The organism is Endozoicomonas sp. ALD068 (genome assembly GCF_049310145.1).
Taxonomy (GTDB): domain Bacteria; phylum Pseudomonadota; class Gammaproteobacteria; order Pseudomonadales; family Endozoicomonadaceae; genus Endozoicomonas_A.
The window spans coordinates 3,298,042-3,325,030 of sequence record NZ_JBLYNU010000004.1 but is presented as its reverse complement, the minus strand read 5'-3'; the positions used below and the strand labels follow the sequence as shown (position 1 = coordinate 3,325,030).

The 26,989-nt window shown below is 46.6% G+C and carries 21 protein-coding genes; 14 read left to right on the top strand and 7 right to left on the bottom strand.

All coding sequences use genetic code 11. The features are described from left to right. Positions 1-24 precede the first annotated feature (24 nt). From ACO6V5_RS11510 to ACO6V5_RS11475, 8 genes are all read left to right on the top strand, one after another. Positions 25-495 carry an FKBP-type peptidyl-prolyl cis-trans isomerase gene (locus ACO6V5_RS11510; protein WP_422412560.1) on the top strand — a complete coding sequence of 157 codons (471 nt, stop codon included), beginning with the start codon at positions 25-27 and terminating at the stop codon, positions 493-495. After that, the gene (gene ispH, locus ACO6V5_RS11505; RefSeq protein ID WP_422412558.1) at positions 492-1,436 is read left to right on the top strand and encodes a 4-hydroxy-3-methylbut-2-enyl diphosphate reductase; all 945 of its coding nucleotides are present in this window, start codon (positions 492-494) and stop codon (positions 1,434-1,436) included. The genes ACO6V5_RS11510 and ispH overlap by 4 nt, the downstream gene beginning before the upstream one ends. Positions 1,437-1,613: 177 nt before the next feature. Beyond that, the gene (locus tag ACO6V5_RS11500; RefSeq protein WP_422492110.1) at positions 1,614-2,186 is read left to right on the top strand and encodes an ANTAR domain-containing response regulator; all 573 of its coding nucleotides are present in this window, start codon (positions 1,614-1,616) and stop codon (positions 2,184-2,186) included. Between the two features lie 451 nt (positions 2,187-2,637). Continuing rightward, a complete protein-coding gene (locus ACO6V5_RS11495) occupies positions 2,638-3,981 on the top strand; it encodes a CmpA/NrtA family ABC transporter substrate-binding protein (RefSeq protein ID WP_422137081.1) in 1,344 nt (447 codons plus the stop codon). 151 nt (positions 3,982-4,132) lie between these two features. Next, positions 4,133-5,131 (top strand): ABC transporter permease, encoded by a 999-nt coding sequence (locus ACO6V5_RS11490; RefSeq protein WP_422132937.1) that lies wholly within the window; start codon positions 4,133-4,135, stop codon positions 5,129-5,131. 18 nt (positions 5,132-5,149) lie between these two features. Continuing rightward, positions 5,150-6,019, top strand: a complete 870-nt coding sequence (locus tag ACO6V5_RS11485; RefSeq protein WP_422132938.1) for an ABC transporter ATP-binding protein — start codon at positions 5,150-5,152, stop codon at positions 6,017-6,019. A 127-nt stretch (positions 6,020-6,146) separates the two neighbouring features. Further along, positions 6,147-7,358 (top strand): alginate export family protein, encoded by a 1,212-nt coding sequence (locus ACO6V5_RS11480; RefSeq protein WP_422132939.1) that lies wholly within the window; start codon positions 6,147-6,149, stop codon positions 7,356-7,358. Positions 7,359-7,666: 308 nt separating this feature from the next. After that, positions 7,667-8,527 carry a D-hexose-6-phosphate mutarotase gene (locus tag ACO6V5_RS11475; RefSeq protein ID WP_422132940.1) on the top strand — a complete coding sequence of 287 codons (861 nt, stop codon included), beginning with the start codon at positions 7,667-7,669 and terminating at the stop codon, positions 8,525-8,527. Between the two features lie 50 nt (positions 8,528-8,577). Here the strand turns inward: ACO6V5_RS11475 and ACO6V5_RS11470 are convergent, their stop codons facing one another. Genes ACO6V5_RS11470 through ACO6V5_RS11445 form a run of 6 tightly spaced genes read right to left on the bottom strand, consistent with a single transcriptional unit; the run spans position 8,578 to position 15,116 of the window. After that, positions 8,578-8,988, bottom strand: a complete 411-nt coding sequence (locus ACO6V5_RS11470; RefSeq protein WP_422132941.1) for a type IV pilin protein — start codon at positions 8,986-8,988, stop codon at positions 8,578-8,580. Positions 8,989-9,001: 13 nt separating this feature from the next. Further along, positions 9,002-12,316: a pilus assembly protein gene (locus ACO6V5_RS11465; RefSeq protein WP_422411189.1), complete on the bottom strand. Its 3,315-nt coding sequence runs from the start codon at positions 12,314-12,316 to the stop codon at positions 9,002-9,004. A gap of 28 nt (positions 12,317-12,344) precedes the next feature. After that, positions 12,345-12,905: a hypothetical protein gene (locus tag ACO6V5_RS11460; protein ID WP_422411187.1), complete on the bottom strand. Its 561-nt coding sequence runs from the start codon at positions 12,903-12,905 to the stop codon at positions 12,345-12,347. A 7-nt stretch (positions 12,906-12,912) separates the two neighbouring features. Further along, positions 12,913-13,869, bottom strand: coding sequence for a PilW family protein (locus ACO6V5_RS11455; protein WP_422411185.1), 957 nt, complete (start codon positions 13,867-13,869; stop codon positions 12,913-12,915). Between the two features lie 12 nt (positions 13,870-13,881). Further along, positions 13,882-14,463 (bottom strand): type IV pilus modification protein PilV, encoded by a 582-nt coding sequence (pilV, locus tag ACO6V5_RS11450; RefSeq protein ID WP_422411183.1) that lies wholly within the window; start codon positions 14,461-14,463, stop codon positions 13,882-13,884. Next, on the bottom strand, positions 14,463-15,116 hold the full coding sequence (locus tag ACO6V5_RS11445) for a GspH/FimT family pseudopilin (RefSeq protein ID WP_422411181.1): 654 nt from the start codon (positions 15,114-15,116) through the stop codon (positions 14,463-14,465). Before ACO6V5_RS11445 ends, pilV (ACO6V5_RS11450) begins: the two co-directional genes overlap by 1 nt. Before the next feature lie 143 nt (positions 15,117-15,259). Here ACO6V5_RS11445 and ACO6V5_RS11440 point away from each other — a divergent pair, with 143 nt between their 5' ends. The 5 genes from ACO6V5_RS11440 to ACO6V5_RS11420 are packed head-to-tail and all read left to right on the top strand — an operon-like array spanning position 15,260 to position 22,752. Continuing rightward, the gene (locus tag ACO6V5_RS11440) at positions 15,260-15,799 is read left to right on the top strand and encodes a GspH/FimT family pseudopilin (protein WP_422132947.1); all 540 of its coding nucleotides are present in this window, start codon (positions 15,260-15,262) and stop codon (positions 15,797-15,799) included. Between the two features lie 28 nt (positions 15,800-15,827). Further along, entirely contained in the window at positions 15,828-16,337 is a 510-nt protein-coding gene (gene pilV, locus ACO6V5_RS11435; protein ID WP_422132948.1) for a type IV pilus modification protein PilV, read from the top strand. After that, positions 16,334-17,389 carry a PilW family protein gene (locus tag ACO6V5_RS11430; RefSeq protein ID WP_422132949.1) on the top strand — a complete coding sequence of 352 codons (1,056 nt, stop codon included), beginning with the start codon at positions 16,334-16,336 and terminating at the stop codon, positions 17,387-17,389. Before pilV (ACO6V5_RS11435) ends, ACO6V5_RS11430 begins: the two co-directional genes overlap by 4 nt. 10 nt (positions 17,390-17,399) lie before the next feature. Then, positions 17,400-17,960, top strand: a complete 561-nt coding sequence (locus ACO6V5_RS11425) for a pilus assembly PilX family protein (RefSeq protein ID WP_422411178.1) — start codon at positions 17,400-17,402, stop codon at positions 17,958-17,960. A 22-nt stretch (positions 17,961-17,982) separates the two neighbouring features. Further along, entirely contained in the window at positions 17,983-22,752 is a 4,770-nt protein-coding gene (locus ACO6V5_RS11420) for a pilus assembly protein (RefSeq protein ID WP_422411176.1), read from the top strand. A 47-nt stretch (positions 22,753-22,799) separates the two neighbouring features. On the opposite strand, the gene ACO6V5_RS11415 is transcribed toward ACO6V5_RS11420, so the two are convergent. After that, positions 22,800-24,854, bottom strand: coding sequence for a hypothetical protein (locus ACO6V5_RS11415; RefSeq protein WP_422411174.1), 2,055 nt, complete (start codon positions 24,852-24,854; stop codon positions 22,800-22,802). A 235-nt stretch (positions 24,855-25,089) separates the two neighbouring features. Between ACO6V5_RS11415 and ACO6V5_RS11410 the strand changes: the two genes are divergently transcribed. Next, entirely contained in the window at positions 25,090-26,955 is a 1,866-nt protein-coding gene (locus ACO6V5_RS11410) for an autotransporter domain-containing protein (protein WP_422137457.1), read from the top strand. Positions 26,956-26,989: the final 34 nt, after the last annotated feature.

Genomic DNA, 26,989 nt, shown 5'->3' with positions numbered 1-26,989 from the left:
TTCGAAAGCGGGTATAGAAAAACAATGTCTGATGTTGTGGTAGGACCGGGAAGGCAGGTAACACTGCACTTTGCCCTGAAACTGGAAGACGGGCAGGTGGTAGACAGTAATTTTGATGGCCAGCCTGCTACATTTGTCGTGGGGGATGGGAACCTGCCTCAGGGTTTTGAGCAGGTGATTTATGGCTTGTCCGAGGGTGACCAGGGCAGCTTCAGAATCCCACCCGTCGGTGCTTTTGGTATGCCTAATCCCGAGAACATCAGGGAGTTTACCAGAGACACATTCTCTGATGATATGGAGTTGCAGGTAGGTTTAGTCGTTTCTTTTGCTGATGCCGCCAACTCTGAGCTGGCTGGCGTCATTACCGGTTTGACAGAGAGCCATGTTGAAGTGGACTTTAATCATCCACTGGCGGGTAAAGAACTGTTGTTTGAAGTGAAGGTTCTGAATATCACTCAAGCGATTCATACACCAGACAAGAGCGCAGAGGCATGAAAATCAGGCTGGCAAATCCCCGGGGATTCTGTGCAGGCGTTGACCGGGCTATCGACATCGTAAACCGGGCTCTGGATGTTTTTGAGCCTCCTATTTATGTGCGTCACGAAGTCGTTCACAACAAGTTTGTGGTAGAAAACCTCAAACAGCGTGGTGCCATATTTGTCGAGGAGCTCCATCAGATACCGGATGATTCTATTGTTATTTTCAGTGCTCACGGTGTTTCCAAAGCAGTCGAAGCAGAGGCTGCCCGTCGTGGTTTGAAAGTCTTTGATGCCTCTTGTCCTCTGGTCAAAAAAGTCCATATGGAAGTTGTGCGTTACTCTCGGGATAGTATGGAGTGTATTCTGATTGGTCACGATGGTCACCCTGAGGTGGAAGGTACCATGGGCCAGTACGACGACTCTAAAGGCGGGAAGATGTACCTCGTCGAAACAGAAGACGATGTTCGGAAACTGACAGTGAAAGATCCGAAACATCTTGCTTATGTTACACAGACGACACTGTCTATGGATGATACCGCCAGGGTGATTGATGCACTGAGGGCCAAGTTCCCTGAAATTAATGGGCCGCGCAAAGACGATATCTGCTACGCCACTCAAAATCGTCAAGATGCCGTGAGGGCTCTGTCATCTGAATGCGATGCAGTCTTTGTGGTAGGTTCGGTGAACAGTTCCAACTCCAACCGCCTTAGAGAATTAGCCGAAAGAACAGGCGCATCAGCATATCTTGTTGACGGAGCCCAGGATATTCAGCCTGAATGGTTGGAAGGCAGACAGAGTCTGGGCATTACCGCAGGCGCTTCAGCCCCTGAAGTGCTGGTAAAAGGTGTCATCAATCGGTTGATTGAATTAGGCGCCGAAGAGCCCGAAGAACTGGAAGGGGAACAAGAGAATATTGTTTTTAGCATGCCCAAAGAGCTCCGGATGGTAGAAGTCTGACACATCCAATTGGCCAGGCATCAGGCATTTGCATCGATTTCGTTTCCGGAACAGCTGGCTGATTCTGAATGCTAAACCCGTTCCTCATTGCTCTGGTACAGCCCTTGCTTAAAAATAGCCTGTGAATAGTTATCTTTTCAGGGATATAGAGTGTTACAGGCTATGGATTCAGTGTTGTTGATTGGAGACCGTTCGGCTCGACTGTCTGTTTTAAACCAGGCACTGAATGAGTTTGGCTACCAAGTCATTAAACGACAGGGGCAGAATGAGGACCTGCTGACCCTTGTGCCCGACCTCTCGCCCGATATTCTGGTGATTGGTCTGGATAAGCCTGCCCCCTCACTTCTGGAAAAGCTGGCTCTGATCAATAAGACCTCTCCACTCCCTGTCGTAATGTTTGTTGAGCAAACCACTGACAACATCGTCCAGCAAGCCACACGATCCGGCGTTAATGCCTATATCGTGGCTGATCTGCAGCCTCAGCGCCTCAAAACCATTATTGATGTGGCCGTTGCCCGTTTTCAGGAATACCAGTCATTGAAAGATGAGCTGGAGCGGACCCGGAGTCGTCTGGAAGATCGAAAGCTACTGGACAAGGCTAAGGGGTTGCTGATGTCCAGACAGGGGATCAGTGAAGACCGGGCTTATAAAAAGTTAAGAAAGATGGCTATGGATAACGGTCAAACTCTGGCAGCTGTGGCCAGAAATGTTATTGATGTTTTCAACATGCTGGAAGAAAAAGCGTCATGATCGGAAGATTGCTCGTTGTTGGTGCGCAATTTCAGTGTCGTGCACCAAACCGAAATAAAAATGAAACAAAATTGAAAAAAGATCAGAGTTAGAGGCCGAAATTAGTTGGCACGAAGAATGCTTTAACTCAGCTACAACAATAAAAAATGTTCCTGCCAAGGGCGGCAGGAGCAGGCATTCGCAACAAAGACGTTGTGAAAGAGAGCAAAGGCGCTCATCGCTATCCGGAAAAATTTCCAGGTAGCGGTGGGCGCCTTTTTTTTTACATGGATGTACCGAACCCCTGAAATGCGTGACGACAAGGTGATGGAGCGATGTATGAGCCAGAGCCGAAAAGGCATTTCAGGGGGCGGTGCAGAATAATAAATCTTTAGGTAGCAGGGCAGTGAGCTATCAGTAGAGATATTTGGAGTGACAAATGAAGTGGTTCAGACCCTTTAAGTCGGTGGCAATGAGTGCCCTGATTAGCGTCAGTGGTCTTGTGTCAATGCAGGCAAATGCCGAGTTGGGTTATCCAGAAAAAGAAGAACTGAGGTTTGGTTTTATCAAACTGACGGACATGGCACCTATAGCCATTGCGTACGAAAAAGGCTACTTCGAAGATGAAGGCTTGTACGTCACCATAGAAGCTCAGGCAAACTGGAAAGTATTGCTCGATGGTGTCATCGATGGACGGCTCGATGGCGCGCACATGCTGGCCGGTCAGCCTATTGCTGCGACCATGGGTTATGGTACAAAAGCGGAAATCATCACTCCGTTTTCCATGGATCTGAACGGTAATGGTATCACTGTTTCCAATGAAATCTGGAAACAGATGAAACCGAATATTCCCAAGCGGGCAGACGGCAAGCCTCAGCATCCCATCAAGGCGGATGCTCTGAAACCCGTTGTTGAAAAGTACAAAGACGACGGCAAACCATTCAACATGGGTATGGTCTTCCCGGTCTCCACACACAACTATGAATTAAGATATTGGTTAGCAGCGGGTGGCATTCACCCCGGATATTATGCTCCGCACAAGGGGGATACCTCAGGTCAGATTAATGCTGACGCACTGCTATCGGTGACTCCGCCACCTCAGATGCCAGCCACTATGGAGGCGGGCACTATCTATGGTTACTGTGTAGGTGAGCCCTGGAACCAGCAGGCTGTCTTCAAAAACATCGGTGTTCCTGTTGTTACGGATTACGAGATCTGGAAAGACAATCCGGAGAAAGTGTTCGGTATTACCAAAGCCTTTGCCGAAAAATACCCCAACACCACTATTCGTCTGACTCGCGCACTGATCCGTGCTGCCAAATGGTTGGATGAAAACAACAACGCCAACCGTCCTGAGGCTGTGAAAATACTTTCCCAGTCCAATTATGTAGGTGCTGACTACGACGTGATTGCCAACAGCATGACCGGTACTTTCGAATATGAGAAAGGTGACAAACGTGAAGTACCTGATTTCAACGTCTTCTTCCGTTACAACGCTACTTATCCCTACTACTCTGATGCGATCTGGTATCTGACCCAGATGCGTCGCTGGGGACAGATTTCTGAAGATAAACCCGATTCCTGGTACGTCGACATTGCCAAGAAAGTTTATCGCCCGGATATCTATGAAGCAGCTGCCAGGTCCCTGATCGAAGACAAATTGGCCAAGGTTAGCGACTTCCCGAACTTTGCAGAAGAAGACGGGTTCAGAAATCCACAGACCCACTTTATTGACGGCATCGTCTACAACGGCAAGAAGCCTAATGAGTACATCAACAAGTTCAGTATTGGTCTGAAGCAGGGCGACAAGATTTGATTTTGTTGTGAATGGATCAGCCTTGTGGTTGATCCATTCAAGCTCGGGCTGATGATTTTGAAAATACAGCCCCATCACGATTTGTGCACTGTTTTATGTTCTGGGATGGGCTGAATTTTCCGCTCAAGGCTGTTTGGGGGAGAGAACCAACATGACAACTGAAACTGCGTTGGCCAATAACAATACTAACAAGCCAATTATTTCTGAAAATCTTAAAACAACAATAATAATAACCTTTAAAACCCTGTTGATTCCTTTTGCCGGCATCCTGGTCTTTCTGATGATTTGGTCAGGGGTCGCCAGCAAAATTGATACATCACTGGGCCAATTTCCCGGACCCTCGGCAGTCTGGGAGCAAATGGGGTCGCTCTATGAAGAACACAGCGCCGAACGATTCAAAGAGCAGGCCTTCTATGAGCGACAAGAGAAGCGTATCGAAGCCAGACTGGCCAAGGACCCGGATTACGTACCCAAAATTCGTGCCTACACCGGTAAAGAAACGTTTCTGGACCAGATCTTCACCAGCCTTATCACTGTGCTGAGTGGATTTGTCCTGGCAGCAGTCATCGCCATACCCCTGGGGATTGCCATAGGACTGAATAAAACCCTGAATGCGGCAGTGAATCCTGTTATTCAGATTTTTAAACCGGTTTCTCCCCTGGCTTGGCTACCTTTGGTGACCATGGTCGTCAGTGCTGTGTATGTCAGTCCTGACCCTTTGGTAGCCAAGTCCTTTTTAAATTCCATGATTACCGTCACGCTCTGTTGTCTGTGGCCCATGGTAATCAACACTTCAGTGGGCGTTTCTTCTATTGAGAAGGATCTGGTGAATGTCAGCCGTGTGCTGAGACTGCCAGCCCTGAAGCATGTGCAGAAAATTGTTCTGCCCGCTTCCATACCGATGATTTTCACCGGCATGAGATTGTCGTTAGGGGTTGCCTGGATGGTTCTGATCGCTGCGGAAATGCTGGCTCAGAACCCCGGTCTTGGAAAGTTCGTCTGGGATGAGTTCCAGAATGGCAGCTCCAACTCTCTGGCCCGGATTATGGTGGCCGTTATCGTCATCGGGTTTATCGGTTTTCTGCTGGATCGCACCATGCTTCAGCTGCAGCGCTTTGTCTCCTGGGACAAGGCCGGCATAGTCAGTTAATTCACGGAGGTGACGGACATGAACTCTCAAAAAGCAGCAGGCACTCTATTAGACATAAGCCATATCGACATGGTGTTTGATACACCAAAAGGACCTTTCACGGCACTCAAAGGCGTGGACCTGAAGATCAGTAAAGGAGAATTTGTTTCGCTGATTGGTCATTCGGGGTGTGGTAAGTCAACCGTATTGAACATTGTTGCCGGGCTTTACCAGGCCACTACCGGGGGTGTAGTCCTTAACGGTAAGGAGGTCAGGGAACCGGGACCGGAAAGAGCCGTGGTGTTCCAGAATCATTCTCTGCTGCCCTGGCTGACAGCCTATCAGAACGTTGAGCTGGCGGTTAAGCAGGTATTTGGACGCTCAAAAAGCAAGTCTGAAACAAAAGAATGGATAGAGCACAACCTGGAATTGGTGCACATGGAACATGCCATGCACAAGCGACCTGATGAAATTTCCGGAGGTATGAAGCAGCGTGTCGGCATTGCCAGGGCACTGTCCATGCAGCCGGAAATTTTGTTGATGGATGAACCTTTCGGTGCCCTTGATGCCCTGACCCGGGCTCATATGCAGGACTCTTTGATGGAGATCCAGCAGGAGCTGAATAACACCGTCATCATGATTACCCATGATGTGGATGAAGCCGTACTGCTCTCGGATCGCATCGTCATGATGACCAATGGGCCAGAAGCCACTATTGGCGAAATTCTTGACATCAATCTGGAACGTCCCAGAGATCGTCTGGCTCTGGCAGAAGACCTTGAGTATACCCGTCTGCGCTCTGAAGTATTGAAGTTCCTCTATGAGAAACAGCGCAAGGTGGAAAACATCAGCAAGCATAAAAAGAAAAAAGAAGCTTCCAGCAGTAAGGAAAGCTTTCAGGCCGCGTAGTATCCGGGGGATATAACGCAGCTCAATCAACAATAACAAAAATAAATCAGCAATGAGCGAGAAAAATAATTTTTTGTCGTCCATGCGATAAAAGGCTTTTCACAACAAAAAAACGGAGTTTAAGTCCTTGAAACACACAAAGGTAACATTACTGGCAGCGGCTATTGCGGGGGCAGCTGCTGTCTCAACAACTCAGGTTCAGGCTGACGAATTTATAGAAGCGCTTACCGGCGGAGAGGCGTATGGTGACTTCAGGCTCAGATACGAAACGGTTGATCAGGACAATACCCTGAAAGATGGCAAAGCACTGACCCTTCGCTCTCGACTGGGATACAAGACAGGGGATTACTACGGTTTCTCTGGCCTTTTGGAATTTGAAGATTCAAGGTCTATAGCGGGTATCGATGATTACAATGATGCGGTTGGCAATGGTGCTGACTATTCCGTGATTGCTGATCCGGAAGTGACCGAAGTCGATCAGGCATTTATTCAATATAAAATGGAAGGGCTGACAGCCAAGCTCGGAAGACAGGTTATCGCTTATGATAATCAACGTTTTGTTGGGCATGTGGGCTGGCGACAGGATCGACAAACCTTTAATGCATTCAGCGCTGATTATATGCCGGTTGAAGGACTGTCACTGAAATACGCCTACATCAACAAACGCAACCGGATTTTTGCGGAAGAAAAGGATCTGAGATCCAAGGATCATTTGCTCAACGCTTCTTATGCCACACCCTTAGGAAAACTGACCGGCTATGCATACTTGCTTGAGTTGGATGATGATACCGACAACAGTCTGGATACCTACGGCGTGCGACTCTCAGGTTCCGCAGATGTCAGTGACCTGAAACTCCTCTACACCGGAGAGTTTGCCACTCAGGAGTCCGAATCAGGCTCAGATAAATACGACGCCAATTTCTACTTTGTCGAGGGTGGAGTAGCGATATTCGGTATTACCACCAAAGTGGGTTATGAAGTACTGGGCTCCGATGATGGCAATTATGGCTTCTCGACGCCGCTTGCTACTGCTCATAAGTTCAATGGTTGGGCGGATCAGTTCCTGAGCACTCCTGCTCAGGGTCTTAAAGATCTTTATGCCACAGTTGGTGGCAAGCTTTTTGGTGGTAAGTGGTCGGTCACCTATCACGATTTTAGTGCTGATGAAGAGACCTCCACTATTGAAGATCTGGGTAAAGAGATCGACCTGGTCTACAGCAAGAAGTTTGGGAAGCACTATAACGCGGGTGTGAAATATGCTACCTATACTGCAGGCGATGATGCTGCTGGTAAGGTAGATACCGATAAACTCTGGTTGTGGGTGGGTTTAAGTTTCTGATAACAACGAAAAGGGAAGCCTGAGCTTCCCTTTCATAAAATAGTTATTGATCCCATATTCAATCCGGCTTAGCGGATGTCCAAAATACGATATTTATCGTCTACTTACCCAATTCTCTATCTGAAGTTTTGATACTCTTTCATAGTCTTGTAAATTTTTGGTTGCCACAATAAGTCCAGACTGACCGCATACCCTGCTATCAGTGTATCTGCAGGTATAGATGTAAATGCATGTGTCGATGAGGTGCCTGATCATGTCACAGAAATGTGGGTCTGTTATTCTGATGTTACAACTCAGGAAGTTTCGCTATGACTTTTCAAACGAATTCTGCTTTCAAACCCAGAATGATAGGCGCTGTGCCTGTTCTTGAAATCGACAATCCTTTTGCCAAAGCTATGATTTCCCTGCAGGGAGGGCAGGTTTTAAGTTATCAGCCAAAAGGTCAGGAGAAGGTCCTCTGGATGAGCCCGCTAGCGGATATGGTTGAGGGAAAAGCGATTCGTGGTGGCGTGCCCATTTGCTGGCCATGGTTTGGTCCTCGACAGGAAGGAGGCCCCAATCACGGTTTTGCCCGTACAGAGCTTTGGAAATTTGAGTTGACTGACACGCTGGAGACTGGCGAGACTCGAGTTGTTTTGTCATTACCAATTGACAGTATTCCGGAATGGGATGGTAAAGCAGGCCTAACTATAGAGATTATTGTTGGCAAAACACTAAGAATCAGTCTGACCTCGAGAAACACTGGAGCAGGAAAAGTTGAAATCAGTCAGGCATTGCATACTTATTTCACCGTATCAAACACGGACCTGATCTGGATTGAAGGACTGGATGGCAAGCGTTACCTGGATGAGACTGACGACAGCAGAGCCTGCATTCAGGAAGGGGATGTGATCATTCAGGGTGAAGTCGACAGAACCTATATTGATGATAGCGAAGCCTGCATCCTTCACGATCCTGGTTTGGGAAGAAAAATCACCATCAAAAAATCCGGCAGCAACGGCACAGTCGTCTGGAACCCGGGACCTGTTCGGGCAGAAAAAATGCATGATGTGCCTACTTTTGATTATAAGTCTATGGTTTGTGTGGAAACGATAACGTTGCCCCAGGTTTCTGTTGGGCTGGAACCGGGGGGGAGTCATGTTATGGTGGCTGAGATTTTTGTGGGGTGACTGGTTTTTTTGGAATGGAGCCCTCGGGTTTTTTGAGGGCTTTTTCAGAATTAGTTATCCCAGTTTGCGTTTCTTCTACCCAGTGAATCAAGCGTCAGGTTTCCATCAGCGGCCTGTGCACCTTGGGGTATGGCAGTCAGTGTGTATCCATTTTGACAGCCACCCACAGCACAGGCGGCAGAAACAGAATACCACCCATCCTCAGTCATAAATGGACTAGTGGCATGGCCAAGTGCCGTCATATCGGTTGTATAGACTTTGTTGTCTAAAAAAAACTGCTCCTGTTGACCCGCTGCTTGCAACAAAGCCGTTTGACCTTCTGATCTTCTTCCATCGGTGAGAAAGGCTTGATAACTGGGAAATGCTATTGCAGCCAAAATGCCTATGATTGCAACTACAATCATAAGTTCTATTAGTGTAAAGCCATTATATCTGTTCATTGTATTTTGATTATTGATCATAGTGAGTGCTTCTTTACTGCTGCTCAACCCAACCGTAACGGTATAATCCTATTTCGCTTGGGATACCATTATATCCGGTATTTAAGTCAACAAGATTTTCTCCGGCACCCGGTGAAAAGATAGTGGCATCACCGGGTGTGCCGATGACTGATAAGGCTGTTTTTCTGACCCAGTTATTATCTTCTTGTCGGATTGCACTGGCAGTGTGTAAATTTAGAACATAAAAATAACTACTCCCTACACCAGGAGTACAAATATTAGCCCCGGGATTGCTGGATGGTGAGTAGGTACTGAAAAGAAGCTGCCCTCCATACACTTGTCCCGTCGTTGTTGTTTTCTCTCCAGTAGATTCAAGCTGAATATACCAACCATAGGAGCCTGCCAGTTGACTCAGAGCCTCCTGCTGCTCAATAGCTGTGCCTGTCTGAATGGTATTGGCTGTTGCATTATATAAATCGGAATGTCTTATTGTTGCTGGAGGCGTGGTGCACCCATTGCAGTCTCCGGATTTGTAGTAACGATAAAACAGGTTTTTATCTCTGAGAACATAGTAGTGATCAAGATTTGTTTCTGTAAGTGGGTTGGCACGGTTACCAGTTCCAAGGACAACAGCATCGTAGGCTTCGCCTCTGTGGACAGTTCTAACTATCTCAGGCTGATACATAAACCTCTTGTCATCAGTTGAATCGGGTGAAGGCTTGTTGCTTGGGGCATCAGCTCCCAGCTCTGCAAATTTAAAGATTGACCAGATCGCCAGTTCATCACCCTCATCATTGTAGTCTTTCCCGATATCAATTCGGAAAACATTCCCTCCTGAATCAGGTACATAAACCCTGTCAACCAGACCATCACCATTGCTGTCGAGGACTGCGGGTGGGGAAGGTACACTCCATTTTAAATCACTGTATTCAAAACGGGTTGCGTCGTTGTCATTGGTATCATCTGTATCGGGAGCAGTGAACGACTTTATAAGGCTGCCGGTTGCAGCATCAACAAAGTAAATGCCACGTCCTCTGGTTGAGTAATAGCGTTCATATCTGGTCTCACCATTTGAGTCGACGATTTCCTCTCCTGTGCGATCATCATCTTTACCGTTAATTTCGTCACCGTCGTATCCTGCGCCAATAGCTAATGCGTATTTATAATATATGGTTTTTGTAGCTGTACTTCCGGAAACTGTCTCTTCCACGAATCGGTGGCCAGGTAAGATAACAGGTACTGGAGGTGCCCAGCTTTGGCCCATTTCTTCAAAGCCAGGTGTTGAATTATCAATTCTCCACAAGAGTATTGGAGGGGCTTCCGGGTCAGTCACATCAATAGCATAGTAACTTGTACCTCCACGCCTCATGCCAAAGAACAGGATCATTCGGTCTTTGTCAGTTTTCTTGATGCTACCGTCGTTGTTTACATCAAGACGCAATAAACTTATCTGACCATCCAGTCCGTAAGGGTGAGGTACATCATCAAGATTTTCATAGATTGACGGAACGATAGGAGCACTTTCTTTGGCAAAGAATGACCAATTTTCTCTGACAGTATTTCCTTGATCTTCTATAAAGTGGAGCTGACCAAAGTTGGTACCAAACACTATTCGTATATCAGGATTGGTTTGTGTATAGGCATTGGTTCTCGCTCCATAGTTCAATGTTACAGGTCTGGAGTGGAGAATATCTCCTAATACCCACCCTCTGTTAGATCCACTGGCATCACTTTCACCCTTTAGCCAGCTTATCAGATCTTTGGCGTTATAGGTTTTGTCTGAAGCAATGTTAAAACTTGAAGCAGGAAAGCTATCTGAAGACAGAGGGCTAATTTGCTCAGAGCCATCGGAGGTAACAATATTTGTGTAGAATGTACGCTGGCTAAGGCTGTTGAGCAGTTGTGCACCCAGGCCACCACTTTCTACCTGATCACCATCATTGATCGTTCCCCAGTAAGTAGAAGCGCCATCATCAATTTGACTGGACCCCTCTTTCAAAGCTTGATCGCATCCGCGATCAACGACAGTGCCTACGTCGTGGTCATCGCCACTTCCACAGTCGGGAGTGTCTGTCTGAGACTTGAAGACTTTCAGTTTTTTGATGTTTCCCGTCCAGCGAGATGATTCTGAAGGCAGGAACATGGAATAGTAGGCATTATCAAGAGTTTCTGTTCTATTAAAGCTGTTAACAGCGACAGCGGGTGAAACAAATGTACTACTTCGCTTCAGGATTTCTTTGATTGCACCTTTGAAAGCCGAGGCTATATTATCAACGGCTATACAGCCAGATTCTGAGTCTGTATTACTACCAACTGTCGTGTAACAGACACCATTGCCGTCTCTAGCAGTATCGAAGAGTAAACTTTGGTCTGTAGCAAAACCGATAGTATAAGTGTAAGCTTTCTGACTACCTGTAGATGACTTTCCATCTAAGCCAGATTCACCAGGATTGGCGAGGTACTTAGCAAGTTTAGGTAAACAGTTCTCAAGCATTTCCCCTTCATAATCTTTATATTTATCACAGGTTGCAATTCGATCTGTTCCATTGATTCTCAAATCTTTTATAGCACTGTTTCTGGAGCCGTCTTGAGAGGGTTCGCCATCTGTCATATAGATAACATACAAATTCTGGCAGCTTCTAATGGGTAGAATGTAATTGCCATTAGGCTCTTCTACTGTTGTATCTCTATCTGAAGATGAAGAGTTTTTGCCAAAGTAAACAGGCTTTCCAGTAAGGTATCGATAAACCTCATAAAAAGTATCACAGAGTGGAGTCCATGTTTTAGCTTCAATGCTTCCTACTAAATTGATCAAATCCTGAGTTTCGCTTGAGTTACGTTCTCTTACACCACTAAATATTTTTCCACCATAGCTTCCTATAGAACCGGTACTTGAATTAAAAATGGACAAGCCAAAATCGATGCTTGGGTTATCTATGATGAGCGACTGAATAGCATCTTTAGCCAAGTCAATTTTCTTTGGGCTAGGCATATAATACCAGTTAAGAAAATTACCCTTGCAGGTTTGATAGTATGTGTTGCAATAAGTGTAATCAGAGATGTAATACCAGTAGTTATAATCTACATAATAGTAACTGTCAGGATCAGAGTGATAATCTTTTGGATAGACCCTATTGGGATTATATGATTCTTTAGGAGCAGGGTTGTCCATACTGCCTGAATTATCAAAAATGACAAGTACTTGAGGCCGTTCATTATTATTTATGTTGCCGCCAATAAAAATATCAGTGTCATCAGCACCAGCAGTGAAACTCAATAGCAAAGAACTCAGGATTGTCGCTTTTCTCACTATAGAAGATAGATATTTCTTGGTTTTAAAGTGGATCATGCGTCTAATACTTTTATTTTAATTTGACCTAGTTTGACTGAAAGTTGTCACCTACCGTGACAGTACGACCTTCATCAAGGCCAAATGTCGAGCCGCTTTGGTCGCCCAGTAATCCCTTATAGCTATTCATTGCAATCGAAGTTCGAATTCCGGACTGCTCTCTTTCAGCTTCCAAGCGATAATACTCAACGGAATAATTACCAACACCGCTGGCATCTTCTTTTCTTGGAGTGTTTGCTGTTGTTGTTAGATAATTAGCAGCGGTATCAGAAGCAGTATTGCAACGGTGATTCTGGATTTCAGCACTGGTTGAACCCGCAGGCGCTTCCGTTGGATTATAACTGTCTTTGGGGCTTTCTCCGGGGCACTGATTTGGCGTCAATTGATCCATACCAAGCGCATTGACTTCATTCAATTCACCTTGAGCCTGATTAAAGGTCAGCGTTTTTATTTCCGCATTGGCCAACTTCCTGGGTGACAGGTTCGAATGGTTTACAGAGGTGACAGCTACGGCAGTCAGCATAAGCAGAAATAAAAGTGAGGTAAGCAGAATCATACCTTTTTGCGACATTCGGTGACTTCTATTCATGGGTAAATTACCTGTATGCCTGATTGTATAAATAGACTGTGGTACTGGCTAAGGTACGGTGACGGTTGTCATTGGGTGCTGCAACAGTGATATCCCCCATCAAATAAGAGCGTGTATCTTGATAGCCCGGATCATTGTCACTCGTGGCAAGAATATAAATGGTGGCTGAAATAATATTATTCCATTGGTCTGCGGTCCAATTTTGTGTATTGGCGGGTACACCTGTATACCGATTTACTTGGCCATCCTCGTTATCGTCAAAACCTAAAACCACCCTCATGCTTTCTACATTGTTTGCAACAGTATCTGTGACAAGGCTATTGTTGACGAGTCTTGTTAACTGGAGATTGTTGTTGAAAAGATAAAAAAGACTGAATTGATATTCCCTGATTATTTCGTCCTCTGGAGTTGCAGGTGGGATGGTTCCTCTGAAGAGTTGGCCTTCCTGAGTATTGGAAAAAATATAATTGGTATTTACCTGAAGCTGGTTGACACCATTGGCAGGATCAAACTCCAGTGCCGGGCCTACTGCACCTTTGAATAAAATCCAGTCAGATGGAGAGCCAGCATTTACGGTGTAATTCCCAACTTGGCCAACTGCACACCCAAGGATATCGGCAGAGGAACGACCTGCAAGAAAGGGAGTCAGCGAGTTATAAACAGCACCGAGGTTATCACAGTCACTATTTGCGGGGTTTATAGCAAGGCCGTTGGTATCCAGGCTACCTATTCCAAGACCGTTGGCGTATCCAGCTGATCTCAGGTGTTTTGATATTACCGTAAGAGCCGTTCTGCTGTTGTCATTAAGATCAACTCTTTGATTACTGTCTCTTTGTATTGTGAATGTATTGATATACAAAATACCAACACCTGCTAAAAGAAAAAGAGATAGCGTCATGGCTACCATGATTTCTATCAGGGATAAGCCAGATTGGTTATGGAGTGAATTTAGTTGGCTTCTCATGAGCACTACCCCTTAGCTTATAGTTGTATCAACAACCATTAATCTGCGTAAATCATTGGCATTGCCGCCGTTATAATTTGGGCTATTTGTGCCACAGGTCTGCGCAGCATTACTATCCGCTCTCTGAAACTTGCCTCTCCAGGCAATCACAAGAGTGACATCATCATCGTTGTTGACTGTTATACAAGCCGTAGGAGAAACAAGACCACCTGCGTCGTTATTGTTCAGTTGTATAGAACTACCGAAAAGATAGGCGCTCCACTCCCAGAGATCATAGGCTGCAAGTTGAGCGGGGGTGCAGTTGGAATTGTTCTGATTACAGAGTGTTCCCGGCTGATTTAAGGCGGCAACTATATTACCCTGGTAGTTAGCAAGTCCTTGGGGGTTGGCAGTCATTCTGGCTAGAAGGTCGTTTGTGAGTTGAAGGGCTATTGATCTTTGCTGTACTTCCTGAACATTCTTCTGGGATTCACTGACCAGACCGGCAACACCAAGAAGACCCACAGAGATAATGATTAATGCCACTAAGGTTTCAATCATAGTGAAACCTTTTTTCTGATGTTTGCTGTTGCCTCTTCCCTGATAAGTTGTCATCACTTTGGTCCCTCACTAACAGTAATTGCGCCGCCTGCTGATATATTTATGTTTACTTCGTTGTCTGAGTCATTGTGGTTGACGACAATAGCTGTGTTATTAATCGTTAAGCCTCTTGAGTCAAAGGTGTAGTTTGCTGAATTGTTAGTAATATTTGTAGAGCCCACGAGAGCCGGTAACTCTTGGATAGCGGCGCCATTAGCAGAAACATTTGCTCCTCCAAGCCAACTATTGACTGGTGTAACAACGACAGGAATTCCGCGGCTAATGGCTTCAGAACGAGCAAAACTAAGAATACTGGCAATATCCTGACCATGGGAGCGAACACGATTATTAGCGATGGACGATTGCATAGATGGAAATGCAACAGTCGCCAATATGGCCACAATGGCTAATGTAATCATCAGCTCCACCAGTGTGAAGCCATTCGTCTTGGTTTTGGGCTGAACATCCATGAAAAAGCATTTCTTCTTGTATTTATTTTTCTTCTTTTCGAAAGCCGCAGGCAGTGTACCGATCCCTGCATGGCCGAGTTGAACACAATGTTTTTGCAGTTGGCAGTAGATACCGATAAGCGGTATTTCATCTGGATGAGCTGTTATAAGTACCTGCCACTTTGCCCCCTGCCGAAATCTTTTATCCCTGAAAACCAAGCGGTTTTTGCCATTGGTCGGTTGAAGCGATCTTGCTATCCGAGTTTCTTACAGTGCTTCTACGGTTTGAGATCAGAGACAACTAAAGTGCAGTTAAACGATGAGAAACCTTCTTCCCAAAGTATCGAAACAGAGAACTGATTATGGTGTTCGGATCGGGCCAAAAATGGAAAAGCGGGGCAGGGATGACGCTTCCTGAAATGCTGGTCACACTGTCTGTTTTTGCGATTCTTATCACTGTTGCAGCTCCCTCAATGAAAGATGTACTGGCAGATCGTCGTGTTGCTGCTAATACCCAGACACTGTTCGGCAGTATGTTGCTGGCCCGAAGTGAGGCGATTAAACGACGAAGTCCTGTTTCGATTTGCAAGTCCAGTAATGGGTCTGGGTGTGATAACTCACTGATGAACTGGAGCTCAGGGTGGCTGGTGTTTGCAGATGAAGATGCTGATGGTGCTCTCGACTCGGAAGATCAGTTAATCAGAGTCTTTGGAGATACGGATAATCTGATTTCCATGCAGTGGAATAATGGCAACACGCTGGGTTTTAACCCTCATGGACAAGCCCGGCTGGCAGGCACATTTACTCTGTGCGAAGCCAATTCGAGTGGCTTTGAAGTCAGGCAGATAGTTCTGAGTCTCACCGGGAGAGCAAGGGTGTCAGAGTCGGGAACCTGCAACTGAATAGACTGTGAAATCTACTGAGGTGCGTATGAAAGGAAGTACACGCAACCTGATCAACCAGCTGTATCAGAAGGGTATTGGCCTGATCGAGGTCATGGTGGCTCTGCTGGTGATCTCCGTCGGTGTGTTGGGCATGGCTGGCCTGCAAACCAAAAGCCTCCAGCATAACCAGTTGGCTTATCTCCGCTCCCAGGCTGTCATTGTTGTCAACGATATGATGGATCGTATTCGTGCGAATAAAACAGTCGCAGCTACGGGCAGTGATTACATCACTTTGGAAACAGAGCATGTTGCCGCTGCCTGTACGACTCAGGAATTTATTAATAGCTGTGAATCTGCAACCTGCAGTGAGTCACAGTTAGCAACCTATGATGTGCAGCAATGGAAATTCCAGCTGGCCTGTCAGCTACCCGATGCTACAGGCTCTATTGCCATAGAAGATACTTCCTCAGGCCGTGTCTATGTCATCACTCTGAAATTCAATGATTCCCATAGTGCCCAGGCAGCACGTGAAGTGGTGTTGAGGAGTGCACTATGAATAGAGAGGGGGTGAAGCAGGCAGGGTTATCACTGGTAGAGATGATGGTCGCCCTGCTGTTGGGGTTGATTCTTATCGCGGGTATTGGGCACCTTTTTTTGAGTGCCAATCGCACTTACATGTTACAGGATGAACTCTCCCGCATTCAGGAAAATGCGCGCTTTGCCATTGATTTGATCGCGCGGGATATTCGTATGGCTGGCTCTACAGGTTGCCCTCCCTCTTCGGATCTTGCCAATGCTTTATTTACCAGCACGGATGACCGCATCTGGATGGCACACTTTGATAAGGGCATTCTGGGTGTTCCCCAGGCCAATAATTCCAGAGTCGACAGCAATGCTATTTCAGAGAGTGTTGTCATTCACAAGGTTGATCAGGAAAGCGCGTTGAGTGTCATCAGCCACAATACCGGAACGGCCAGAATGACGCTGTCGGCTCCTCATAGTTTTAATTCAGGAGATCTTCTGGTTGCGGTTCGCTCTGACTGTCAGGGGGTCTCCGTTTTTCGTGCCGGAGCCAATACCAGTGGCTCAATGGTCTCTCACGAATCAGCTTCCAGTGGCAACTTGTATAACTGCACCAGCCAATTGGGTGGAAGCTATAACTGTCTGACATCCGCTGCGGACGCCAAAGCTGAGAGTCATACCGGTTCACAGGTTTTTCCTCTGTCTTCTGTCGTTTACTACCTCCGGGACAGTAACGGTGTCCCGAATCTCTATCGCAGGTTTGCCGGAGAAACTTCCTCTGGAGCGATTAATTCAGCTGAAGCGCTTCTTGAAGGTGTAGAAGGTTTAAGTCTGCTTTATGGCTATGACAGCGATGACGATGGCATTGCCAATCAATATCGAACCGCTTCAGAGATAGGGTTGTTCAGTCTTGATTGGCAAAATGTCACCAGTGTGCGTATGGAGATGCTGTTTAGAAGTTTTCAGGAGGTGACGGACACCCCTCAGTCCTATTTTTTTGCCGGAAACCGCATAACACCCTCGGATAATTTTTTACGTCGATCTTTTGTGATCACTATGGAGTTGCGGAATCGAATTCCGCAGTGAGGATCGCTCAATGAAAAGCACAATGAAGTCTCAACAGGGAAGCGTTTTAATGGTCAGTCTGGTGCTGCTATTGATTCTCACAGTAGCCGGTATTACTTCGATCAGGATGACCAGTCTGGAAGAGAAAATGACCGGTAACTTTCGAAATGAACAATTAGCCTTTCACTCTGCCGAAGTGGCAGTGCTCGAAGCTGAAAATTACATTGCCAATACCGTTTTTTCCCTTTCCAGTTTTAATTCAGGCTGCAGCAATGGGCTTTGTTTCAGTGGCGCTGAAATTACCGATGCAGGAACCTGTGAAAATGGCAGTGACAGGCCCTGGGAGGATGAGTCTGTCTGGTCTTCCTCTTCAAAACATCGAATGACGGTCATTAATCTGGAAGGTATATCTGCTCAGGCTAAATACATCGTTGAGTTCCGGTGTTATCTACCCAAGGAAAGTGATGGCCCTGTCCCCGACCCGGGCAGTTTTACTGACTGGGCGCAGTTTTATCGGATTACCGTATTGGCAACGGGTGGTTCTACAGATGCCCGGGTCATGCTGCAGACTACTTATAAAAAAAATGACTAGCTATAGCTCAAGGAGTGCAGTCATGAAGATGAAGCAAATGCTGATAAACAGCCTGTCTGTTTTGTCAGTCTGGTCCACTCTGGTATCAGCAGATCCCTCATCGAATCTCTATTCATCGGTGCCACCTCTGTTAAGTCGAAGCTCGGAACCTCTGGTTATGTTGGTGATGTCGGTTGATCACGAGCTGTTTAAAAAAGCCTACCCGGATTACTCGGATCTGGATGGTGATGGTCAGTTGGATGTGACCTATAAAGACGACTTCGAATACCTGGGGTACTTCGACAGTCAGTGGTGCTATTCGTACAGTTCGTCGAATGGGCGATTTTCACCGGTTGCACTGGCAACCGGTACTCATAGTCACTTCTGTGATACAGCAAGTGCACCATGGAGTGGTAATTTTCTGAATTGGGCGACCATGAGTCGAATGGATGTTCTGAGAAGGGTGCTCTTTGGGGGTAAACGTTCTTCTGATAGTTCATCATTGACCGTTCTGGAAAGAGCCTATTTGCCCAGAGATATTCATGCTTTTGTCAAAGTATACAATGGCAGTGATCTTGCCAGTCTGACTCCTTACAGTGGTTCTGTGAGTTTTTGTAATCTGGCGACCAGTGAACTTGGTGAACCAAAGGTTCGTATTGCCAGTGGTCAATGGCCACGCTGGGCTTCTACTGAAGTGATTCAGTGCCAGTGGGGTGCGTCTAACAGTCCTTCCAGCAGCTATGAGTTAGCAGAAAAAACGGTTCGGGTTGAATCCTGTGTAGCAGGTAAAGATGCATCAACGTCGGTTCGTTGCAGAGAGTATTCTAATGGCAACGCCAAACCGGTGGGATTGCTGCAACGCTATGGTGAAGATGGCAGTCTCCGGTTTGGCTTGATCAGCGGCAGTTACGACAAGAATATTTCTGGTGGCTTGCTGCGAAGAAATATCTCCAAAATTGGTGGTAACTCGTCGTCTTCTGATGATGAGGTCAATGTATCTACTGGTATTTTTAACGGCTCTGTCAATGGCATCATACAGCACATCAACAGCTTCAGAATTGCCAGGTACAGCTACAGTCAGAATAAATATACCGACTGCAGCACTTATGGCATTTCCATTGATACCTTTAAATCAGGGCGTTCAACTTATTCAAATCGTCATTGCAGCAACTGGGGGAATCCACTGGCTGAAATGTATCTGGAGGCTCTAAGATACTTTGCCGGTCAGTCATCACCCAGCAGTGCTTTTGATACCAGTGTTGATGATCAATTTGTGTCAGGACTGTCGACCGAGTCCTGGATTGCCCCCGTCACTTCAGCCAACGCCTGTGCCAACTGTTCAATTATCCTGTTGTCCAGCGGACTGAACTCTTTTGATTCCGACGAACTCTCCAGTAGTGCCGATTTGCCTGGCTTGTCGGGTACTGCCAGTGTGAATAGCAAAACCGATGAAGTGGGTGAGCTTGAATATAACAATAACTTTGCTGGTAACTATCTGGTTGGAGGTACAGGTAGCACACGACAGTGTACATCTAAGTATCTTAATGGGTTGTCAGAAGCCAAAGGCCTGTGTCCTGAGTTGCCTCAGCTGGAGGGGAGTTATCAGGCGTCCGGATTGGCGTTCTATGGCAACCAGACCGATTTGAACACTACTCTTGATGGTGTGCAGAAAGTCAAAACCTATGCCGTTCAATTGGCAGAGAGTATGCCTAGCTTTACCCTGAATGCGGGTGGTAAGCCTGTCACTTTCCAACCGGTTTGTCATACCAGCTCCAACTTTGGTTCCGGAACGAATTTCTCTGGCAGTGGTAGTGACTGCACACTCACTGATGTAGTGGTAGAGAATACAGTACTGAACTCTGATGGTGAGGTCGTGGAAGGCAGCTTGCTGTTTACCTGGGAGGACTCTCTCTGGGGTAATGATTTTGATTATGACGCTTCCTCACGCATTAAGTTTTGTGTTGGAGCCCAGTGCTCAGCCACTTCAGATTCAACCCTGCGTGTGGGTAGTTTTGGCAGTGACCAGGTGCGAATGGCTGTCCAAGTAGATGGTGTTTATGCCGGATTGAACCTGAGGTTCAGTTACACAATGACTGGTACTTACGACGATGGATTACAAAACGATTTTGTCTACAAAGGGCAGACGGATTATGAAGTGAATAACTTTACGGCCAGCGGCAACTCAGCAGGTCTACTTGAAAAACCGCTCTGGTTTGCGGCCAAGTACGGTGGCTTTGTTGATCTTGATGGCGATGGTACGCCCAGGTATGACGAAAATGGCGATGGGATTTCAGATGACGACCGGGAGTGGGATAGCCGGAATAATACTACAGGCTCAATAGGCGCAGATGGTTTACCTGACAATTATTATTTCGCTCGTAACCCCAGCCAGTTAGAAGCTCAGCTGGGGCAAGTGTTGCAGGATATCGTCAGCAGGGTGTCCTCCGCCACCAACGCGGCACTTTTTTCGAACAGTCAGACTGGCGCAGGTGTTCTCTATCAGGCGCTGTTTCAACCCGTTATGGAGTACAACGGTAAGACCATTTCCTGGGGTGGTATGCTTCACGCGCTCTTTGTCGACAGTAAGGGTTTACTTCGCGAAGACAGCAATGGTAATGACAAGCTTGATGATTATACGGTCGATAAAGTCGTGAAGTTGATTTTTGACCCCAACTCCAACCAGACGCTGCTTCAGAGATATTCCACTTCAGATTCAGGGGTAACACTGACGCCCGACGGCGCTCTTCAGTCCCTGAATCAGCTGGATGCAATCTGGGATGCCAGAGATCAATTATCCAGTCTCTCCAACGTCACCAGTCAGCGTACCTTCAGTTCCCTCGCTTCAGGTGGCCGCCATATTCTGACCTGGCTGGATGAAGATAATGATGGTGTTGTTGATATCGGTGAAACTCTGCCACTGACGCCTGATACATTCAGCACAAGCGAGGGTTATCTGGGGGTTTCAGCTTCTGAGGTTGCCAATGTCATCAACTATGTTCGCGGTGAGGAGATCTCCGGAACCCGTCCTAGAACCATTGACTACGATGAAGACGGAGACGATGATGTCTGGCGACTGGGTGATATTATTCATTCAACACCACAGCTGGTGTCTTCTCCGGAAAGTCGGTTTGATGCCCTCTATTCCGATACCACCTATACCTCCTTCTACAACCAATACAAAAACCGTCGGCACATGCTTTACGTAGGGGCTAATGACGGCATGATCCACGCTTTTAACGGTGGCTTCTGGGATGACAGTCAATACGGCTATAACACAACGGGGGATAACAGCGAAGTCAGCCATCCACTGGGTTCTGAACTTTGGGCTTATACGCCCATGAATCTGTTGCCTCATCTGCAGTGGTTGAGAGAGCCGGACTATCCCCATGTTTACTACATGGATGCAGAGCCTGTAACTTTCGATGCCAACATTTTTGACAGTAATGACAGTGATTATCCCGGCGGCTGGGGAACCGTGCTGGTGATGGGTATGCGTCTTGGTGGCGGTGATTACGAGGTGACTTTGGGTGGGAATAACAAAACACTTCGCTCTGCCTATGTAGTGCTGGATATCACTAATCCAGAGGAGCCCCCTAAACTGCTGGCGGAAATAACCCATCCGGAACTGGGCTTTACCACTTCTCGCCCTGCTCTGGTAAAACGTCGTGTGGCTGCCAAAGACAGCCAGGGTGAAGATGATTGGAGTCAAACACCTACGACGAATGAATGGTATCTGGTTTTTGCATCAGGACCCATCGGTACAGGGGAGTCTGGCATACGAACGGCACTGGATGACGGGTCGAGTAATCAGAATCTGAAACTCTTTGTCTATGATCTGAAAAGTAAAGCTTTTGTGTCGGGCATGGCGCCGATGGATTCAGGGGTTTCTCAGGCATACGGAGGTAATATTACAGCTGTGGATTGGGATCGGGATTATAAAGACGATGCCGTTTATCTCGGAGCAGTTGCAACAGGTGCTTCGACTTTGGATGGCAAACTTATGAGATTGCGTCTGCAAAACACTATGGCCGACTCAACACTGGCAACACTTCTTGATACCGGGAAGCCGATTTCAGCCGCCCCTGTTGTGGCCTCAGACAAGCGTCATCATTGGCTTTATGTAGGGAGTGGAAGGCTACTGACGTATAATGACAATCGCACCACACAAACACAGTCTTTTTATGGTTTCAAGGAGCCAAAAAATAGCAGCGGTGCTTTAAACTACAATGCGGTGTCTTTATCAGGTCTGGTCAATACGACGGATGTTCAGGTCTACACCAATGGTACTGTCAATAAAAAAACCAACAGTGGCAATGTGGCCTTTACAGTGGACTCCTCAACCGTCAGCAGCTTTACTGCGCTTCAGACAGTGATTGCGGCCAAGAGTGGCTGGATGCTTGATTTAGAGGGTGATGGTGTTATTCCCGCCGGGCGGTCAATCACCTCGGCTTCCCGATTGTTTTCTCTGATTCTGTTCACTGAATACAAGCCATCAGAAGACAGTTGTCGTGTGGATGGTTCCAGTACTCTGGTCGGCTTGCATTACCAGACGGGGACAGCATCACCCGACCCCGTTCTGGGTGAGCAGGACCAGGGCGATCAAGCCAGCGCTGATCTTTCCATAAAAAGAGTCAATCTGGGGTTGGGCTATGCATCGTCTCCCGTTATCCATCAGGGGGCTGGTGGCAGTCGATCTGCGGTAACCCAGGGCGCCGGGGGCAGTATCAGTAGTCACGAACTGAATTACCGTTTCCAGACTTCTGGCAGAATGTCATGGCGACAGATCTTGAGCATTCCCTGGGGAAGCGAATGATTCCATGGATCTCTGGTCTTGCCTTTCTTTTCGATTGGATAAAGCCATTATTCTGCATCCATAAAGACCAGATAACGTCGTGAATCCAGACCTATTTTCTCGAGATAGGCAAGACTGCAGCTCCGCACTTCTTCAGGGGAATAATCTTTGGATGCCTTGATGTCAGCAGGAACGGGTTCCAGAGGTATATTGTCACGCCGACACTGGTGGATATATTGAAACCAGGCCTGCAAGAATTCATTGACCAGTTGTACCTCTTCAGCTGTTTTCGGACAGCGGAAAAAACGGAATTCCATTGTTGGAAGCGCATTGATGGCAGCTGTTCCGTTGATATGTAATAACGAGATCGCCATGTACTTTTCTGCAGCGCCTGCGAGTGCATCATTTTCTTCACATGGCATACACCTCCATTTCCCGGTCATATGCTGAAAGTCGGTCATCTGAACAAATCGACTGTAAAAACCAGTAAACTGTTTCAGGTTTTCCATTTTTTCTTCATCGGTTGCTCCTTGCAAATTGCTGCTGCAATAATCCCCATCCATTAGTCTCGTATTGTAATGGGCAATCATTTGATTCATCCTGACTATCGCGATATCCTTCAGCTTCTCAAAATCACTGAATGTTTTATGCCATTGCGCCTCGCTATCTGAGACAATCCGTTTTTCATTACCGAAAAATCTGAGTAAATAGGGGTTGTTTTGTAATTCACATTCGATTGCCATGATAATTGCGGGATCACCGCCCGTTGCACTCAACACATCAACATGTTTGTGCCCGGAGCTATAACTGATAACCCTATTGTTGCGCATGAAGTTAATCGCACTAATCACCTTTTTAAAGCAGTCATGGGCTTGTTTATCATCTAAGTGGTATGGCTTGCAGTTTATCTCAAGACACTCAACTGTATCCACAAACGAGGTAATCTCAAAATCACTGTTCAGGGTATACCGCCTCTTGTATGGTTCAATCCAACCAAGGAACTTAAAGCCCTGCTCTTCAAGGTGCTCTCCAAGAGGATACAGGGCTTTACGCCTCGCTTCACTTTTTGAGCCCGATAAAGTGTTAATATAGTATTCGAACTCTTCTCCAAATTTAAGGCATGGACTCATCAATGGGTACTCGCTGCTCCCCACGAATTCAGACTTTTTGGCAAACAGGTTGTCAATAACATGTATATAGCGTCGTTCAAATATTTCTTTCATTATCGATTTGTTGAATGTTTCGCGCAGGTCATCATCGATGCGTAAAACACACGACAACAAATTATTATTGAGACTGTCAGCAGAAGCTTTGGCAATCTCAATAAAATGGGATTCATGTTTGTAAATAAAACCAAATATAGCGATTAGCTCGGAAAACTTGCCGTAATGCGACAGGATAGTTTCAAAAAATTCAAACAGTTCCCTGCGAAGAGCCCAGGGTATACTATCGCAATTCTTCCAGACTGGGATATAACCGGTTTCCGCAAGATAATCAATCAGCATTTCAGAGAGATCATAATTAAGACCTTCATGTTTAAAATAGTTCTCGTTAGATTTTACTCCTTCTGAATGCTCTTGAAATATTTTCTTCAGGACATCACAGATCTCAGTAACCCGTCTGGCTTCGATTGTCTGGTCTGGCAAATATCGATTTTGTTCTCTTGCAAAAAAACCACGGTCTTCCTGGAGGCCCTCCTTGTATAATATAAAACCGATAAAAATATTGAGTGCCTCATCGGTTTTATCATCCTCCTTCGTTTCTTCAATCTGGTTTTCCGGTTCTTTAACGTCAGACTTTTCGATGGTTATTTTTTGATAATGCAATGTTTTGATAAGGTTCTGCAGCGTTTCCCGAAGATGTACAGCTGTGGACAGTGGCGTCAGGTAAATATCATGACCTGAAGCGGATACTGGGCCAGGCCCGTCAAAGAGGGCAAGGTTAGAAACCTTGCGCTGTACAACAGGTTGCTCTGAACCCGTGTAGTGATGTTCGCGATTAGCTGGTAAATAAACCTCTGCCGCGTTGTTGCTGCCAGGCAGTCTGGCAACGCTGTCCTGTAGCGAGTAGGGCTCATTTCCGATGGAGGGGCCATTGAAGGCTCCAGACTGCGATATATTCATATACTTAATCCCTGAAGTATTGTGTTCCTTGAGTATATTTTGACCTTTAAATCCAAAAAAAGTTCAAAGAAAGACAATAAAGACTGATGAGCTAGCTGCTTGAGAAAATCAGGAAAAGTGAGTCGGCGGCATATGCCGATTATTAATGACTGATTGCTAAATTCTGGTCGCAGTGATAAAAATAGCCTCACAATACTGCATATAAAAATCATCACAATAATAATAAGGAAAGAAGATGAAGCGGAAAATTCTATCTGCGGCTGTGGCTGCAGTCGTATCTTTTGGTGCTCAGGCCGAGCAGCCCTTCAGTGACTTTTACGTGTTTGGTGACAGCTTGCTGGATACAGGCAACCTGTCTTATGCGACAAATGATGGCGGAGTCATAGCGACTGAATTGCTGGCTAAGGCCCTGGGATTGGATATTGATACTCTTGCCAATGGCGGTAATAACTATGCAGTCGGGGGCTATCAAACCGCCGATGTTCTGGATTCTATTGTTGGTGGGGTTGCCCTTCAGGATGATGCAAATACTGTTACGGTCAGTGGAGGAAGCAATTTTAATTCTTACTTGATTGATAACCCTTCGGCCTCTGGAAATGCACTTTACTTGCTCGATGGTGGGGGGAATGATTTACGGGGAACATGGTCGAGCGCGCCCGATCAAGCGGCTGCGATTCAGGCATCAGCCCAGAATATGGCTACAGCGGTGGGTGCTCTGAGTGCTGCTGGTGCCAACTATATTATGTTGGCAAATTTGCCTGATATGGGGCGGATTCCCCTTACTCAACTGGCTGCTCTGGCTGATCCGAATCAGGCCACTGGGGCAAGTACTGCTGCTGCTGGTTACAACCAGGCGCTTGAAATTTTTGTCAACCAAACCGGTGCCAATGTCATACCGGTAGATTTTCAGGGTTTTATTGATCTTATTATCAGGGACGCTGATCAATTTGGTTTTGCCTCAGGCGTCGATGCAGCTGTCACCGTCGCTCCAATCGATCAGGTGTATACCTGTTATGACAATGGTGAGGCGGGTACTGGTGCTTCAAGCACATGCTTCGAGCATCCGGTCTATGGGGTTGATGGCACTGCTCCGGACCCTGACAGCCTGATTTTTAATGATTTTTTGCACCCCACCGGCAAAACCCATGCTCTGGCTGCAGATTACATGGCGGATATCATTATAGCCCCCAGAAAAGTGGGGTTGTTACCGCAGATGGGCTTGAGTGCAGCTCGCAGTCAATTCAGTGCAGTTACCAATGAAATGCGTCAGTCCCGCTGGAAGGATGTAAAAAGTGGCTGGTTTATCAGTGGCGCTTCGGGGGCCAATGAGCTGGATGGCGGCTTAAGTCCCGACGATGATCGTTATTCATCCACTGTGGGATTGATCAAAGGCCTGGATGACAACCATTTTTTGGGTATTGCTGTTACTCTGGGACAGAATGAGCTGGACGTCGATGGTTCATCGTTTGAGGCAAACAATTATGGTCTGAATATTCTTTATGGTTATCGTGAAGGTGCCTGGTTTTTAGAAGGTGCACTGGGTTATACCAATATGGACTATGCAGATCTTGCGCGTGATTTCAATATAGGTTCGCAGTCTTATACTGCCAAAGGGGATACCGAAGGCCATGCTGTTGGTCTGGATCTTCTGGCTGGCTATAACCTGCTCGATGAATCGTCTCAGTTTGTTTTTGGTCCCGTTCTCGGATTACAAGCCATTCATGCTTCTGTTAACGGTTATACCGAGAGTGGCGGAGAAATTTCCAATTACAAATGGGGGAATCAATCCACAGAAAGCATGCAGCTGCGTGCCGGTTTTATGGGTAGTATGCAGCTCACGGAGACTATTGCCTTCAACGCCGAGATGTATCATACCGATGAGCAGGAAGGTGGCTTTGAGAGCATTAACGTCACCAATACCAATCTGAATTTTGGGCAGTACAACCTGCCTGGAGCCTATGTGGATGAAGGTGGCTTTGCTACGGCTAATCTGGGCGCCGTTATGGAATTGGGCAATGGCAAGTTGGGGCTGAATTATAACTATAGCGGTCAGGGTGATGGCTCTGAGCTGGTCAGTTTGACGTATTCGGCTGCTTTCTAAGCCGGGACGTGACCTTTTCATAAAAAGAGTCAAA